Here is a 15,783-nt window from a genome sequence, read left to right on the forward strand (position 1 = left end):
CCGGTTGAAAATCCTCACTTGCGGCTTTGCCGGCGTCTAATTTGGAAAACAGTGACATGGCGGGATCAAACATCATCGATCTCAATCCCGAAGTGCTGACGGCGGCGGCCGAAAGCAAGGCGTGGCCGTTCGAGGAAGCCCGCAAGATCATCGAGCGCTACAAGGGCCGCGAACTCCCGCAAACGGTGCTGTTCGAAACCGGATATGGCCCGTCCGGCCTGCCGCATATCGGCACGTTCGGCGAGGTGGCGCGCACGTCGATGGTGCGGCATGCCTTCCGCGTCATCACGCAGGACAAGGTCGCCACCAAGCTGCTGTGCTTTTCCGACGACATGGACGGGATGCGCAAGATACCCGACAGCGTGCCGGATCGCGCGGCGCTGGAGCCGCACCTGCACAAGCCGCTGTCTTCGGTACCCAACCCTTTCGGCGGGGATTATGCGAGTTTCGCCGACCACAACAACGCGATGCTCTGCCGCTTCCTCGACACGTTCGGCTTCGACTACGAGTTCGCCAGCGCGACGCAGTACTACAAGACCGGCCGCTTCGACGCGATGCTGTTGCGCGCGGCCGAACGCTACGACCAGATCATGGCGGTGATGCTGCCGACGCTGGGCGAGGAGCGGCAGGCGACCTACAGTCCGTTCCTGCCGATCTCGCCGAAGAGCGGCCGCGTGCTCTACGTTCCCATGAAGCATGTCGATGCCAGGGCGGGCACCATCACCTTCGACGATGACGGTACCGAGACCACGCTGCCAGTTACCGGCGGCAAGGTTAAGCTTCAGTGGAAGCCCGATTTCGGCATGCGCTGGGCGGCCCTCGGGGTCGATTTCGAGATGTTCGGCAAGGACCATCAGACCAATGCAGTGGTCTACGACCGCATCTGCAACATCCTTGGCGGGCACGCGCCGGAGCATTTCGTCTACGAGCTGTTCCTGGACGAGAACGGCCAGAAGATCTCCAAATCCAAGGGCAATGGGCTGACCATCGACGAATGGCTGACTTACGCGCCGACGGAGAGCCTGGGACTCTATATGTACCAGCGGCCGCGACAGGCCAAGAAGCTCTATTTCGACGTCATCCCGCGGGCCGTGGACGAATATTACACCTTCCTTGCAGCCTATCGGAGGCAGGACTGGAAGGAACGGCTGGGCAACCCGGTCTGGCACATGCACGACGGCAATCCGCCCGCCATCGACATGCCCGTGCCGTTCTCGCTGCTGCTCAACCTGGTCAGCGCCTCCAATGCGCAGAATAAGGACGTGCTGTGGGGCTTCATCTCGCGCCATGTCCGGGGCGTGACGCCGGCGACCCACCCTGAGCTCGACAGGCTGACGGGTTATGCGATCCGCTATTTCGACGATTTCGTGAAGCCGACGAAGACCTTCCGCGCGCCCGACGACGTCGAGCGGGAGGCGCTGGAAGCGTTGGATCAGGCGCTTGGCGCCCTGCCGGCGGGCTCGGACGGCGAGGCGATCCAGAACGCCGCGCTCAACGTCGCCCGCAAGGTGGAACGCTATCAGGATCATTCCAAGAAGAGCCCCGAAGGTGGTCCGGGCGTTTCGGGCGCCTTCTTCCAGATGATCTACCAGGTGCTGATCGGGCAGGAGCGCGGACCGCGCTTCGGCTCGTTCGCGGCACTCTACGGCATCGCCGAGACGCGCGGGCTCATTCAGAAGGCGTTGGCTGGTCAGCTGGCTTGAGAATGCCGCCGACCTCTTCCAAGATCGAGCCCGGCGCTTGCGGCGCCGGGGCGCGCGCGGCCGGCATCGAAGGCACGCCTGAAAGGCTTGGCGCCGATCCGAAAATGCCTTTCCTTTCGCTGCGCGCTTTTTCCCCGACTTCGACGTAAGGGCCGCCTTTGGCGGCGCGCGCCCAGCCGTTCTCGACCAGCCATCGGCCGACATCCTGCTTGCCGATCCGGCAGTCGGCGGCGATCAGGTCGCGGCCGCCTTCCGGCGGCACGGCGCAGACCACCGCCCGGCCGCGCAGGAAGGCGCGGAACGCCGTGCGCGCGCGGACGCCGCAGGGCCAGGATTTACCGTCCGAGGTGCAGGTCTCGTCCTGCCCGACAATGTCGACGCCGGAAACCGCGACAGAATAGCCCTTCGCCTCGATCAGTCCGGCGGCGGGCGCGAACGGCTGGAACAGCTTCGTCCCTTTCCAGTCGTCCGGCATTTTCGGCTTGGGCGGCATGGCCAGCGCCAGCTTGCTCAACGGCGCGCGCGGCTCCACCCGCTCCAGCTCCTTGCTGGGAAGCTCCGGCGGCGCCACGACTTGGGGATCGATCGCACGCGAGTGCGGGCTAGCGGCGGGGGGCGGCGGAGCGGCAATGGCCGATGTGGCCGGCTCCTCCGGCACGCCGTCGGTGCCTGGCTGAGAGACCGTATCGGCGCTCGGATCGATCTGTTCCACCGCGACGGCAGCTTCGCCGCTCTTCAGCGCGCGGCCGCCGGCGACTACCAGCGCGGCCATTCCAGGGACCATCAGAACCGCAAGGACAAGATGAGGAAGCCGCACCAGCCCGCACCCTATTGGCTTGCCCAGACGATCCGCGCCACCCATTCAACCTCGCGCATGGGAATGTCGCGGTCCGGATGATCGGGATTGAGCGAAACCAGTGCGATCGACCTAGCGGTCTGGCGATCGAGCACCTTGGCCATCACCTCGCCGCCCGTCGTCTTGACGACGACGCGATCGCCCTTGCGGATGAGGGCTGCCGGCTCGACGATGAGCACGTCGCCATTGCGGTAGAGCGGCAGCATTGAATCGCCTTGCACCTGAAGCGCATAGGAACTCTCGGTCGATTGCGCCGGCAGTTCCACCAGATCCCAGCCTTGACCGGCCGGGAAGCCGGCATCGTCGAAAAACCCGCCGGCGCCGGCCTGGGCAAAGCCGAGCAACGGAACGGCACGCCCGCGGGCGGGCATCGCGCCGTGGCCGGCCCGACCTTCTATCAGCCCGGTGAATTCGTCGAGCGAAGCGCCCGTCGCCTCGATGATCTTGGCCAGCGATTCGGTCGAGGGCCAGCGCGGCCTGCCGTCCGACGACAGTCGCTTCGACTTGTTGAAGGCAGTCGAATCAAGGCCGGCCCGCTTCGCCAGGCCGGAAGCCGAGAGCGAATACCGCTCGGCCAGAGCGTCGATGGCGGCCCAAACACGGTCATGCGAGAGCAATTCCGCTCTCCTTGCAAAAAGGAAAAAATGCCTTTCCTTTCTAGTCTTCGAATGAAGGTTTGTCCACCGGTTGTGCCATGGCACTACATCTTCCTGCTGGCCGCGCCAATTCCGGTTTCCGGGTCAACCGATCCGCTTGGCCTGCCCGCGCAGGTTCCGGTGCGAGGCCATGAACGCCCGCTCGGCTTCGCTGGGCGGACGCGGCTGGGCGGAGCGGCCAAGCGCGGCGACGACCTCGTCAATATCGAGAAAGCGCCGGGCGGCGCGGTCGTAGACGCCGGCTGTCGTCATGATCAATGCGGCGGTCTCGCCATTGTCGAGGACGAAACGGTGCTTGCCGATGACCTGGCTGCCTTCCCAGGTCTCGATCGAAGACACCACTTCGAAACGCCGCCACAGTTTGATCTCACGCACATAGGCCGATTGCAGCCCGCCGATCATCGGCGCCCAGCCATTCGTTCTCGCCAGAGTGATGAGGCCGGCGCGGATGAAGATATCGATGCGGCCAAGGTCCGCCAGCATCATATAGCGGGCATTGTTGAGATGGCGGTTAAAATCGATGTCCGTCGGCAGGCAGCGAAAGGCCAATCGGCTTTCATCACCCATCTGGTAGGAGCCACGGCTGCCCGCCGTGGCCATCATACGCGCAAGGCGCCCCCAGACATACATTACGGCGCGGCGCGTCTTTTCGGACGCGCAAGGGACGCCGCGGCACCTTTGATTCCGACCACGCTCAGGCCGCCTGCTTCACGTCGCCCTTCGCGTAGGGGTCGAAGCGCTGGTAAAAAGTCTCGCCCTTTTCGGCCATGTCGAGCAGCAGCCTGGGCACCTTGAACTCGGCGCCGTATTTCTTCTGCAAGCCCTTTGCGATCTTGACGAACTGCCCGGCGCCGATGCCGTCGATGTAGGACAGCGCGCCGCCCGTATAGGGCGCGAAGCCGAAGGCCAGGATCGAGCCGACATCGGCCTCGCGCGGATCGGTGACGATGCCCTCCTCCATCACCCGGGCCGCTTCCAACGCGATGGTGACCAGCAGGCGCTGCTGCAATTCCGCATAGTCGACCTTCTCCGGCTTGAGCTGCGGATAGAGCTCCTTAAGGCCCGGCCACAGCTTCTTCTTGGCCGGCTTGGCCGGATAGTCGTAGAAGCCCTTGCCGTTCTTGCGGCCGAAGCGGCCGTGGTCGTCGACCATGGTGTTGATCAGCGCCATCTGCTTCGGGTCGACCGCCTTCTCGCCGAGATCCCTGATGGTCTGCTTCATGATCTTCTGGGCGAGGTCGATGGCCGTCTCGTCGGTCAGCGCCAGCGGGCCGACCGGCATGCCGGCGGCCTTGGCGGCGTTCTCGATCATCGGCGCCGGAACGCCCTCGATCAACATCTTGTAGGCTTCCGACATATAGCGCAGGACGCAGCGGTTGACGTAGAAACCGCGCGTATCGTTGACGACGATCGGCGTTTTCTTGATGGCGCGCACGAAGTCGACCGCGGTGGCCAGCGCCTTGTCACCGGTCTTCTTGCCAAGGATGATTTCGACCAGCATCATCCTGTCGACGGGCGAGAAGAAATGGATGCCGATGAAATTCTTCGGCCGCGCCGAATTCTTGGCCAGGGCGGTGATCGGAATGGTCGAGGTGTTCGACGCGAAGACCGCCGACGACTTCAGCGCCGCTTCCGCCTGTTCGATAGCGCTTTTCTTCACCGCGGAATCCTCGAACACCGCCTCGACCACGAGATCGCAGCCGGCAAGGTCGGCATAGTCCGATGTCGGCGTGATCAGCGACAGGAGCCTGTCCTTGTCCTCAGGCTTGGCACGCCCCTTCTTCACCTGATCCGAGATCAGACCATCCGAATGGGCCTTGCCCTTCTCGGCGGACTCCATGTCGCGGTCGAGCAGCACCACCGGGATGCCGGCTTTGGCCGTGACATAGGCGATACCGGCGCCCATGAAGCCCGCGCCGAGAATACCGATCTTCTTGAACCTAGTTTCCGGCACGCCAGCCGGGCGGCGCGCGCCCTTGTTCAATTCCTGCAGCGACACGAACAGCGAGCGGATCATCGCCGCCGCTTCCTTGGTCTGCATGATCTCCGTGAAATAGCGCTGTTCGATCCTGAGCGCGGTGTCGAACGGCACCAACAGGCCCTCATAGACGCATTTCAGGATCGCCGCGGCGGCCGGATAATTGCCATAGGTCTCGCGGCGCAGGATGGCGATAGCCGGCGGCCACAGATTGGCGCCCGCCGCCGAATAGACCGGACCGCCGGGCAACTTGAATCCCTTCTCGTCCCACGGCGCTACCGGCTTGAGGCCGTTCCTGATCATGGCCTTCGCAGTCTCGACCAGCTTGGCCGGCTCGGCGATCTCGTGGATCAGGCCCATCGACTTCGCCTTCTGCGGCGACAGGTTCTGGCCGGAGGTCAGCATTTGCAGCGCCTGCTGCTGGTCGGTGAGACGCGGCACCCGCTGGGTGCCGCCGGCGCCCGGGAAAATACCGATCTTCACCTCGGGGAGCGCCATCTTCACCTTGTCGGAATCGGCGGCGACGCGGCCATGGCAGGCCAGCGACATTTCGAATGCACCGCCCATGCAGGTGCCGTTGATTGCTGAAACCCACGGCTTGCCCGATGTTTCCAGCTTCCGGAACAGACCGGTCATGGTGCCGGCGTTTTCGAACAGCGCCCTGGTCGCCTTTTCGAGATCCTTGCCCTTTTCAGCCGCGAAGGTCGTCAGCATCTTCTGGAGCATGGTGATGTCGGCGCCGCCTGAGAACGTATCCTTGCCGGAGGTGATGACCGCGCCCTTGATGGCGGCCTCGCCCGCCACCCTGTCGACAATGGCGTTCAGCTCGCGCATCACCTCCTCGGTGAAGACGTTCATCGAGCGGTCCGGCATGTTCCAGGTGACCAGCGCAATGCCGTCGGCGTCGATGTCGAGGGTGAAATTGGTGTAGCTCATCGTTTCTCTCCCCGTCAGACGCGTTCGATGATGGTTGCGGTGCCCATGCCGGCGCCGATGCACAGCGTCACCAGCGCGGTGTTCAAATCGCGGCGCTCGAGCTCGTCCAGCACGGTGCCGAAGATCATCGCGCCGGTGGCGCCCAGCGGATGGCCCATGGCGATGGCGCCGCCATTGACGTTGATCCTGTCGTGCTCGATATCGAAGGCCTGCATGTAGCGCAGCACCACGGAGGCGAAGGCCTCGTTGAGCTCGAACAGATCGATGTCCGACAGCTTCATCTTGGCGCGCTTCAACAGCTTCTCGGTGACGTCAACGGGGCCGGTCAACATCAGCACCGGCTCGGAGCCGATGTTGGCGAAGGCGCGGATGCGCGCGCGCGGTTTCAGGCCCATGGCCTTGCCGGCCTTCTTCGAACCGAGCAGCACGGCGGCCGCGCCATCGACGATGCCCGACGAATTGCCGGCATGGTGGACGTGATTGACCTCCTCCACTTCCGGATGCTTCTGCACCGCGACGGCGTCGAAGCCGCCCATTTCGCCGGGCATGACGAAGGAGGGATTGAGCGAGGCCAGCGACTGCATGTCGGTCGATGGGCGCATATGCTCGTCATGGTCGAGGATGGTGAGACCATTCTGGTCCTTGATCGGGATCACCGAATTCCTGAAGCGGCCATCGGCCCAGGATTTTGCCGCGCGCTTCTGGCTCTCGACGGCGTAGGCGTCGACATCATCCCGGCTGAAGCCGTATTTTGTGGCGATCAGGTCGGCCGAAATACCTTGCGGCACGAACCAGCCGGGCAGGCCGACCGAAGGGTCCATGAACCAGGCGCCACCCGAGGCGCCCATGCCGACGCGCGACATCGATTCGACACCGCCGGCAATGACGATCTCATCGGCGCCCTGGGCTATCTTGGCGGCGCCGAAATTGATGGCGTCGAGGCCGGAGGCGCAGAAGCGCGAGATCTGCATGCCGGGCGCCGAGGTCGCGTAGCCGGCCTCGAAGGCCGCGGCGCGCGGAATGACCGACCCCGCCTCGCCGACCGGGTCGACACAACCGAAGATGATGTCGTCGACAGTTGCAGTGTCGAGCCCGTTGCGGTCGCGCAGCGCCTCCAGCGTCCTGGCGGCGAGCCGCACTGCCGGCACTTCGTGCAGCGAGCCATCCTTCTTGCCCCTGCCGCGCGGCGTGCGAACGGCGTCATAGACGTAAGCTTCGGCCATTTTCCTGCTCCTTGGGTTTGCCGATCGATGCTCAGAGCGAGCGGCCGATCAGCAATTTCATGATCTCGTTGGTGCCGCCATAGATGCGCTGGACGCGGGCGTCGCGGAACATGCGGGCGATCGGATATTCATTCATGTAGCCATAGCCGCCATGCAATTGAAGGCATTCGTCGACGACTTTGCCCTGCAGGTCGGAAAGCCAGTACTTGGCCATCGACGCCGTCACCGGATCGAGACCGCCATCGATGTGGCGCGCCACGCAATCATTGTAGAAGACGCGGCCGATCGTGGCCTCGGTCTTCAGTTCGGCCAGCTTGAACTGGGTGTTCTGGAAATCGATGACCGCCTTGCCGAACGCCTTGCGCTCCTTGACGTATTCGATGGTCAGCGCCAGCGCGCGCTCGACCATGGCAATCGCGCCGGTGCCGATCTGCAAACGCTCCTGCGGCAATTGCTGCATGAGCTGGATGAAGCCTTGTCCCTCCTCGTGGCCGAGCAGGTTGGAGGTCGGCACACGCGCATCGTTGAAGAACAGTTCGGACGTGTCATTGGCCTTCAAGCCGATCTTGTCGAGATTGCGGCCGCGCTCGAAGCCGTCGACCTCGTCGGTCTCGACGACGATCAGCGAAGTCCCCTTGGCGCCCTTGGCCGGATCGGTCTTGGTGACGACGATGATGAAATTGGCGAGCTGGCCATTGGTGATGAAGGTCTTGGAGCCATTGATCTTGTATTGGTTGCCGTCCCTCTCGGCCCGCGTCTTGACGCCTTGCAGGTCGGAGCCGGCGCCGGGCTCCGTCATGGCGATGGCGCCGATCAGTTCGCCGGTGGCGAGCTTCGGCAGCCATTTCTTCTTTTGCTCCTCCGAGCCGTAGTGGAGGATGTAGGGGGCGACGATCGAATTGTGCAGACCGATGCCGAAGCCGTCGACGCCGACATGGCCGATGGCCTCGATGATGGCGCTCTCATGGGCGAAGGTGCCGCCTGATCCGCCATATTCCTCCGGCATGGAGGCGCAGAGCAGGCCGGCGGCACCGGCCTTCAGCCAGCTCTCGCGGTCGACCATTTCGTTCTTCTCGAACTCGTCGTAACGCGGCGCGATCTCTTCGGACATGAAGCGGTGAGCCATGTCGTAGAGCATGCCGACCTCGTCCGCCGCCCAGGCGGGCTTCGGCAGGCCAAGGATTTCGGCTGGGTTGGTCATGCGATGATCTTCCTCCCAAGGTCTGCCATCGAAATTGAAATCCGCGCACTGTCGCGGCGACCCCTCCCGGCCCTTTGGACCGCCCTCCCCTCAAGGGAGAGGGACTATTTCTAGAACGCTTCCGCCGGCAGTGCCATCAACGTATCGGCGCCACTGGAGATGCGGGCGAGACGCGTCGCGGTTTCCGGCATGATCCGCTCCATGAAGAAGCGCGCCGTCACCAGCTTGTTGTCGTAGAAGGACGACGCGCCGTTGGCGCCCGGCTTGCCTTGGGCGGCCCTGGCCATCCGCGCCCACATATAGCCGAGCGCCACGAGGCCGAAGAGATGCATGTAGTCGGTCGAGGCGGCGCCGGCATTGTCGGGCTTGGCCATGCCGTTCTGCAGCAGCCACATGGTCGCCGTCTGAAGATCGTTGAGGCTCTTCTTCAATGCCTTGGTAAAGGGGGCCATCTTCTCGTCGGCGCGGTTCTCTTCACAGAACTCGCCGACTTCCTTGAAGAACGCCTGCACCGCGCGGCCGCCGTTCAGACCCAGCTTGCGGCCGACGAGATCGAGCGCCTGGATGCCGTTGGCGCCTTCATAGATCATGGCGATGCGGGCATCGCGCACGAACTGGCTCATGCCGTGCTCTTCGATGTAGCCATGGCCGCCGAACACCTGCTGCGCCATCACGGCGTGATCGAAGCCCTTGTCGGTGAGCACGCCCTTCACCACCGGCGTCATCAGCCCGGTGTAGTCGTCGGCCGCCTGGCGGTCCCTGTCGTCTGCGGAGCGATGGGCGATGTCCGACTTGATCGCCGTCCACAGCGCCAGCGCGCGGCCGGCCTCGTTGAAGGCTCTCATGGTCATCAGGCTGCGGCGGATGTCGGGATGGACGATGATCGGGTCGGCCTTCTTGTCCGGCGCCTTCGGTCCCGACAGCGAGCGGCCCTGCAAGCGGTCCTTGGCGTAAGCGACGGCATTCTGGTAGGCAATCTCCGACAGTGACAGCCCCTGCAGGCCGACGCCGAGCCGCGCCTCGTTCATCATCGTGAACATCGCCTTGAGGCCGCCATTGGCCTCGCCCAGCAGCGTGCCTTGCGCCTCGTCATAGTTCATGACGCAGGTCGAATTGCCGTGGATGCCCATCTTCTCCTCGATCGAACCGCAGGAGACGGTGTTCCTCTCATCGGGATTGCCAGAAGCATCGAGCTTGAGCTTCGGCACGATGAACAGCGAGATGCCCTTCACCCCTTCGGGCGCCCCCTCGATGCGGGCCAGCACCAGGTGGACGATGTTGTCCGCCATGTCGTGCTCGCCGGCCGAGATGAATATCTTCTGGCCCGAGATCTTGTAAGTGCCGTCGCCATTCGGCACGGCCTTGGTGCGCAGCAGGCCCAGATCGGTACCGCAATGCGGCTCGGTCAGGTTCATGGTGCCGGTCCAGGCGCCCTCGACCATCTTCGGCAGCCATTTGGCTTTCTGCTCGTCGGTGCCATGGGTGATGATCGCCGCGATCGCGCCCTGCGTCAGGCCCGGATACATCATCAGCGACATATTGGCCGACACCATATACTCGGCCACGGCGGTATGCACGGCATAGGGCAGGCCCTGGCCGCCGAACTCGACGGGCGCCGCCAGCCCCATCCAGCCGCCCTCGCGATACTGATCGAAGGCTTCCTTGAAGCCCCTCGGCGTCGTCACCGAGCCATCGTCATGGCGCACACAGCCTTCCATGTCGCCGACACGGTTGAGCGGATGCATTACGTTTTCCGCGAGCTTGGCGCCCTCGGCGAGGATCGCCTCCAGCACGTCGGGCGTTGCATCAGAAAAGCCGGGGAGATTGGAATAGCGCTGGTAGCCCAGCACCTCGTTGAGCACGAACAGCGTATCCTGCACCGGCGCCCTGTAGATCGGCATGCTCTTCTCCACCCTGCGGACCTGATCCGAAACCCCCGAATTCATGTCAGGCGGCATGCGGACCCGTGTTCAGCGGGAGATAACAAAAATTGACGTTTGCGTAAACGTCAATTCAGCCGATGCGACAAAATTTCTCCTGCACCGCAGCAAACCGCACGCGATGCAGTACATGTGTTGGAACCCTTAATGACAAAAGCCGCGTGGCGCTCGCCACACGGCTTTTTTCGATCATGGATGTTGCGCCGCAAGGCGGCGGCCCAAATCAGCCGGCGACGCTCGCCTGCGGCGCCGAGCGCTCGACCAGCATCTGCCGGACGGCAGCCATGGAGGTGCTCAACTCGCTGATGGCGTCATCGATGAGCGTGCGCTGCTTCTGGAGGCGGGCAAGCTGCTTCTCCGACTTGTCCAATGCCAGCCGCAACTGCTTGGTGTTGGAGCCGGTGGGATCATAGAGATCCATCATCTGCTTGACGTCGCGCAACGAGAACCCGACCTTGCGGCCGAGCAGGATCAGTTTCAGCCGAACCCTGTCGCGGCGCGTGTAGAGGCGGGTTGAACCGTCGCGCTGCGGGTTGAGCAGGCCCTTGTCTTCGTAGAAACGCAGCGTGCGCAGCGTCACGCCATATTTCTTGGCCATTTCGCCGATGCGGACGAGGTCCTCGCCCGAGTCAACGGATATAGTGTTGGTATTGGCCGCGGTCTCGCCGGCCGAGATAAGCTTCATGGTCACTGGCTTTCCCCGTCTGTGGCGTCGCGGTCCTGGACCAAGCGATGCCTGACTGAAAGCGGGGGCGTGCTTCCAGCCTTGGTTTCAACAAACAAATCGCAAACAGCACGCTTGATGCGCCTTTTACGTTTACGTCAATTCTATACCGATAGCCCTCACATGACGCAAGGGCGTTGTGCGGGCGGCGCTTTATGCCGCAGCGGCTGGTTCACCGCGAACTTCGTCGCAACTTCTTAAGCTTGGTTAACGCGTTGTTTACCACGTTGGGCGAATTGTGCGCATGTCGGCTACCCGTGTTTATCCTGTATCGATTTTTTCACGGTTTTTCGGAGCGCGGGTGAACCCGGGAGGCTTGTCTTCCACCGTGGTGCGGTCGCCTTCGTTCCGGCGAGGATTTGGGGAGCTGGTCGCAAACCGGCCAATCTGAAAGACGGACGCACCGATGAACAGCAAGCGGTCCTACCTCGACACACTCAACGCCGGCAGGCAGCGCAGGCCTCAGACCACGCTCGAGCAGTTGAACCGCTCGCTGGAGACGCTGGAACAGCGGCTGGAGAGGACGCGCGAGGATACGATGGCACGTCCCGATCCCCGCCAATATGGCGCCGAACCGCGCTATCCCGCAGCACAGCCTTCGGCTCAGCCGCGCTGGTACCAGGATCCGCAGCCCGCGCCGCATCCGCAGGCGCCGATGCCGGCGCCGGCCGTCGGCCAGAACTACCAGAACCTTGCCCGCGATATCGACCGCATCCGCGGCCAGGAAGACAGCGTTGCCATGGTCGGCAAGATAGCCGGCGAGCTGCGCGGCATGCGCGAGGAATTGCGCCACCAGATGACTGCCGGGCTGCAGAGCGAATTCGAGGCGCTGCGCAAGGACATCGACCGCGCCCTGCTGGCAAACGCCAAGTCAGGCGCTTCGGGCAAGGGCAGCGCCGAACTTGGCCTCGAATTCGAGCGGCTTTCCGGCGCCATCAAGACGCTGTCGGAAAAAAGCGACGACAGAAGCGTCAACATGCTGCGGCTCGAACTCGAACAGGTCAAAGCCGCGCTCGACACGCTGGCGCGCGAGGAGAGCGTGCAGAAGGTCGACCGCCGCTGGGACGATTTCGATCGTCGCTGGACAGCCTTCGAGGACCGCGTCGACGCCGACCAGCGCAACCGCTCACCGGACCCCGCCATTTCGGGCCTGACCGATCGGCTGGAGCAGATCAGCAACGCCGTCAACAACCTGCCGGAATCGCTATCCCTGCGCTCGCTGGAGGAAAAGGTCCGCACGCTGGCCAGCGCCGTGGATCATTTCGCCAGCCAGCAGGACAATCGCGGCGGCAGCACGCTGGCCATGATCGACGAGCGGCTGGACGAGATCTCCCGCGCCATCGTCGCCTCGACCGTCGCGGCACAGGCCAATACGCTCGACCATGAAGCCTTCGAGCGCATCGAGAAACGGATCGATTCGCTCGCCCGGCAGATCGAGGAAGTGGCGCAGGACCACCCCGGCAACGCCGTCGTCGACCGGCTGAACACGCTGTCGAGCCGGGTCGACGAACTCGCCGGCCGCGCCGCCCTGCCCGAGCAGGCGATGGAACGGCTGGCCAAGCAGATCGCGCTCATCGCCGACAAGATCGACCGGGCGCCGGCCATGCCCGACGCCGACTATATCTTCCACGGGCTTGAGCAACGCTTCGACGTGCTGTCGTCGATGATGGAACGGCGCCAGGGCGACGCTATCGAACAGGGCAACATGCTGTTCCGCGACCTTGAGCGCCGACTGGACGAAGTTGCCGACCGGCTCGACCAGCGCATGCCGCAAGTCGACGGCGCCGGCATCATGGAAGCCATCGATGCCCGCTTCACGGCGCTCGCCAAGCGCATGGAAACACGCATTCCCGACCCCGCCGGCGAAGCCGCGATCCGTGGCCTGGAAAGCCGGCTCGAAGACATTTCGAGCCGCCTGGACTCGTCCGCCGCGCAAGTCGCCGGCATCGATCCGGCGCTGATCCGCAGCCTGGAGGCGCAAGTCGCCAGCCTGTCCGCCCACCTGTCCAGGCCCAGCGCACCGCTGCCGGAGTTCGAGGACATCAGCCCACGCCTCAATGAAATCGAGAAGGCGCTGGCGGGAACGCGCGACTCCATCCTTGGCGCGGCGCGCGAGGCGGCCGAGAACGCGGTGCGCTCGCTGGCCGGCTCGGGCGCCGACACGTCGGCAGTTTCCGGCCTTGCCCAGGACCTGAAGACGCTCGAGACGCTGACACGCCGTTCCGACGAGCGTAACTCGAGAACGTTCGAGGCCATCCACGACACGCTGCTCAAGATCGTCGACAGGCTGGGTTCGCTGGAGCCAGGCGAACCGTCCGAGGCGATGAGCGAGCTCCTGGACGCACGCCCGGATGAAGCGATCGGCAAGCGCCGTGCGCGAGCCGGCAAGATGGCCGTGGACGCTCCGTCGATGGATATCGACGAGCCCATGCCGCTGACAGGGGACATGGCCGATCTCGACGGCCGCGCCGCCGCGATCATGCGCAGCCAGCCCCCTTCGCCACGCGGGCCGGGTGCGCGCTCGCCCGCGGAGGCGGCGGCCGCCGCCGCCATGGCCGCGCTTGGTTCCGATCCGATCGCCGGGAAGGGCGAGCCGGCAGGCCGCCGCAAATCGATGTTGGGCGGCCTGGCGCGCGCCTTCAAGGGCAAGAAGGAAGCAGACGTTCCGCCGCTGGCGGGCTCGGTGCCGGGCCCGGAAATCCCGAGCGTCGATCTCGACGAGCCGCTCGACCCGAAAATGGCCAACCGGCCACTGGAGCCCGGCTCCGGCGCGCCCGACCTCAACGCCATCATGAAGCGCGTGCGCGACGAGCGCGGGCAACCGGCAAAGCTCAGCGACAGCGATGCCGCAAAATCGGACTTCATCGCGGCGGCCCGCCGCGCGGCGCAGGCCGCCGCCGCCGAGGCCGACGCCTTGAAGCGCCAGTCGACGATGAAGGGACCGGTGAAGGCGCTCAGGATCGGCGACCTGCTCAAGGCGCGGCGCAAGCCGATTCTGATGGCGGCCGCCGCGATCATGCTGGCGCTTGCCGGCCTGCAGCTTGGCAAGGCGTTCCTCGCCGATCCCGCCCAGGTGGCAAGCAATGATGCGCCGGCCGTTGCCTCGCAACCGCTGGAAACCGCATCCGTCGACGCTGCGAGCCCGCCCAGGCCGGAAACCCAGTTGGCGGCAGCGAACAGCGAACCGGCCCGTGAGGTCAGGCAGGCCGAGCCCTCCGCTCCGGCGGTCAAGGACGACATGGTGGCGCAGACCGCGCTCGCCATGCCGTCGGACGGCGATGGGCCGACGAACGCTGGCCCGACGGCGGAGCGGGCTCCGACGGCGATGGCTCCCGTCATGCCTGCCGGCGCGGGTGCGGCAGGCTCCGACGCGATGGCTTCGGCAGAACCCATTTCCGCCGGTCCCGTCGCAGCGGCTCCTTCTTCTCCGGCACCTTCCGCTGCTGCCGGCGGAACGCAAACGACGGATGCGGACAACGGTATCCAACCGACAATGGCTGCACCGGCCATGGCCAATGACACCACCGGCGCCGTCGTGCCCGCCGGCGCTCCCGCGGCCCCGGCCAAATTCGACATTCCCGCCGATGCGGGCCCGGTCGCCCTGCGCGACGCCGCAGCCACCGGCGACGCCAAGGCGCTGTTCGAGATCGGCTCGCGCTATTCCGAGGCGCGCGGCGTCAAGGAAGACATGGCGGCGGCGGCCAAATGGTATGAAAAGTCCGCGGAACTCGGCTTCGCTCCGGCCGAGTATCGCATCGGCAATTTCTACGAGAAGGGCATCGGCGTCCCGCGCGACATCAAGAAGTCGAAGACCTGGTACCAGCTCGCCGCCGAGCAGGGCAACGCCAGCGCAATGCACAATCTGGCAGTGCTGTTCGCCATGGCCGCGGACGGCGTGACCGACAATGAATCGGCCGCGCACTGGTTCCAGGAGGCCGCCGATCTCGGCGTGAAGGACAGCCAGTTCAATCTCGGCATCCTCGCCGCCAAGGGCGTCGGCATGAAGCAGAACCTGGAGGAGTCCTACAAATGGTTCGCGCTCGTCGCCAAGACCGGCGACAAGGACGCTGCCGCCAAGCGCGACGAGATCGCCAACGCGCTGCGTCCCGAGCAACTCGAGCGCGCCCGCGCCGCCACCGAATTGTGGAAGGCCAAGCCGCTCGATCAGGCCGCCAATTCGGCCGACATTCCCGAATCCTGGCAAGATGGCACACCGCAGACCACGGCCAGCATCGATATGAAGAAGGCGGTTAAGAATATCCAACTTATCCTCAACAAGAACGGCTACGACGCCGGCGGCGCCGACGGCGTGATGGGCGCGAAGACCAAGAACGCGATCGTCGCGTTCCAGACTGACAACAAGCTGCCCGCGACTGGTGCGGTCGACGAAAAGCTGGTCAAGGCGTTGCTGGCGCGCAAATAGCGGCAGGAGCGTCGTATCCGCGACGCCCCTGCCACACATTTGCCTGTTAACTGCTTGAGATGTTTTTTGTTTCGGCGCGGCGGCGGGGTTTGACCCTGCCGCCGCTTCGGCGCAAGGAAAAATTGGCTTTTCGGTGCGATACT

Annotated in this window: 10 protein-coding genes; 2 read left to right on the forward strand and 8 right to left on the reverse strand. The window is 64.5% G+C overall.

What is annotated here, in order from left to right; all coding sequences use genetic code 11:
• Nucleotides 1–56: 56 nt before the first annotated feature.
• Nucleotides 57–1,703 carry a lysine--tRNA ligase gene (locus tag LB541_RS09170; protein WP_140523947.1) on the forward strand — a complete coding sequence of 549 codons (1,647 nt, stop codon included), beginning with the start codon at nucleotides 57–59 and terminating at the stop codon, nucleotides 1,701–1,703.
• Here the strand turns inward: LB541_RS09170 and LB541_RS09175 are convergent.
• The 8 genes from LB541_RS09175 to LB541_RS09210 form a co-directional block, all read right to left on the reverse strand.
• Nucleotides 1,669–2,520 (reverse strand): thermonuclease family protein, encoded by an 852-nt coding sequence (locus LB541_RS09175; RefSeq protein ID WP_411969771.1) that lies wholly within the window; start codon nucleotides 2,518–2,520, stop codon nucleotides 1,669–1,671. The two genes, LB541_RS09170 and LB541_RS09175, sit on opposite strands and share 35 nt — an antisense overlap.
• Before the next feature lie 11 nt (nucleotides 2,521–2,531).
• Complete coding sequence (locus LB541_RS09180) at nucleotides 2,532–3,176, reverse strand: helix-turn-helix transcriptional regulator (protein ID WP_140496665.1); 645 nt, start codon at nucleotides 3,174–3,176, stop codon at nucleotides 2,532–2,534.
• Nucleotides 3,177–3,299: 123 nt separating this feature from the next.
• Entirely contained in the window at nucleotides 3,300–3,845 is a 546-nt protein-coding gene (locus LB541_RS09185; protein ID WP_140523944.1) for a thioesterase family protein, read from the reverse strand.
• Nucleotides 3,846–3,909: 64 nt separating this feature from the next.
• Nucleotides 3,910–6,129: a 3-hydroxyacyl-CoA dehydrogenase NAD-binding domain-containing protein gene (locus LB541_RS09190; protein WP_224618215.1), complete on the reverse strand. Its 2,220-nt coding sequence runs from the start codon at nucleotides 6,127–6,129 to the stop codon at nucleotides 3,910–3,912.
• A gap of 14 nt (nucleotides 6,130–6,143) precedes the next feature.
• Nucleotides 6,144–7,352, reverse strand: a complete 1,209-nt coding sequence (locus LB541_RS09195; protein WP_140523939.1) for an acetyl-CoA C-acetyltransferase — start codon at nucleotides 7,350–7,352, stop codon at nucleotides 6,144–6,146.
• A 31-nt stretch (nucleotides 7,353–7,383) separates the two neighbouring features.
• On the reverse strand, nucleotides 7,384–8,553 hold the full coding sequence (locus LB541_RS09200) for an acyl-CoA dehydrogenase family protein (protein WP_140685024.1): 1,170 nt from the start codon (nucleotides 8,551–8,553) through the stop codon (nucleotides 7,384–7,386).
• Between the two features lie 110 nt (nucleotides 8,554–8,663).
• On the reverse strand, nucleotides 8,664–10,454 hold the full coding sequence (locus LB541_RS09205) for an acyl-CoA dehydrogenase (protein ID WP_140629554.1): 1,791 nt from the start codon (nucleotides 10,452–10,454) through the stop codon (nucleotides 8,664–8,666).
• 262 nt (nucleotides 10,455–10,716) lie between these two features.
• Nucleotides 10,717–11,178, reverse strand: a complete 462-nt coding sequence (locus tag LB541_RS09210; RefSeq protein WP_140497287.1) for a MerR family transcriptional regulator — start codon at nucleotides 11,176–11,178, stop codon at nucleotides 10,717–10,719.
• A 445-nt stretch (nucleotides 11,179–11,623) separates the two neighbouring features.
• Between LB541_RS09210 and LB541_RS09215 the strand changes: the two genes are divergently transcribed.
• A complete protein-coding gene (locus LB541_RS09215; protein WP_224618216.1) occupies nucleotides 11,624–15,640 on the forward strand; it encodes a peptidoglycan-binding protein in 4,017 nt (1,338 codons plus the stop codon).
• Nucleotides 15,641–15,783: the final 143 nt, after the last annotated feature.

The organism is Mesorhizobium sp. BR1-1-15 (genome assembly GCF_020165475.1).
GTDB lineage: Bacteria > Pseudomonadota > Alphaproteobacteria > Rhizobiales > Rhizobiaceae > Mesorhizobium.